The sequence below is a fragment of the Bacillus sp. L75 genome (assembly GCF_003676355.1).
GTDB classification, from domain to species: Bacteria; Bacillota; Bacilli; order Bacillales; family Bacillaceae; genus Bacillus; species Bacillus velezensis.
In genome coordinates this window covers 1-785 of the sequence record NZ_ML064945.1, presented here as the reverse complement: position 1 = coordinate 785, position 785 = coordinate 1, and the positions used below count along the sequence as shown (strand labels likewise).

The following is a 785-nucleotide window of genomic DNA, read 5'->3' as shown; positions in this document are numbered from 1 at the left end:
ACTAGGTTGAGGGCCCAGCGGGTGAATAACCAGTGGAGGTTCAAGTCCTCTCGGCCGTATCAATGATACCAAGGGTAATAGAGAGATCCTTGGTATTTTTTTGTGCTTATTTTTAAATGATCTACTGCCCACAATCTGCCCGCTTACCTAAAGTAAGTCATCTGCAGTAGACATCGCACAAATATTTTCATCATTATAGGTAGTTACTAATGCCTCAAACTCCAATTTGCAAAAGTAGAGAAAGTATTGCTAAGCATGGAGGAAAACAAAGATGCCTTGTTATATGATCAGCTATTAGAAATTAGACACGAGATAATAGGGTAGGGGCATAAGGGTACTGAAAAGGCTTAATCTTTTTTAAAAGGCTAAGCCTTTTTTTGGCTATAAATGTAATCGGTGTCCAATTAGTTGCCCTGAATTCATGAAAAAGGATAAAATAGGTGTAAATAAGTTGTTATTTTAAAATTAGAATCAATTCTTTATCACAAAAGCAATAATAACTAATCTGCGAAGAAAGGATAACGGTCAAATGAAAACATTAGTTATCGTTATACACCCTAATTTGGAAACGTCTGTTGTCAACAGAACCTGGATGAATCGTTTAAAGCAAGAGAATGACATTACAGTTCATGACCTGTACGGTGAATACCCTAATTTTATCATTGATGTAGAAAAAGAGCAGCAGCTCCTGTTAGATCATGGGCGTATCGTTTTTCAGTTCCCAATGTATTGGTACAGCAGTCCCGCGTTACTCAAACAATGGGAAGATGATGTGTTAACACATG

Annotated in this window: 1 protein-coding gene; it reads left to right on the top strand. The window is 37.1% G+C overall.

Features of this window, described 5'->3' with window-relative positions; translation table 11 throughout:
* Positions 1-529: 529 nt before the first annotated feature.
* A partial coding sequence (locus tag D5S11_RS19675) for an NAD(P)H-dependent oxidoreductase (protein WP_206504709.1) occupies positions 530-785 on the top strand: 256 nt, incomplete at its 3' end.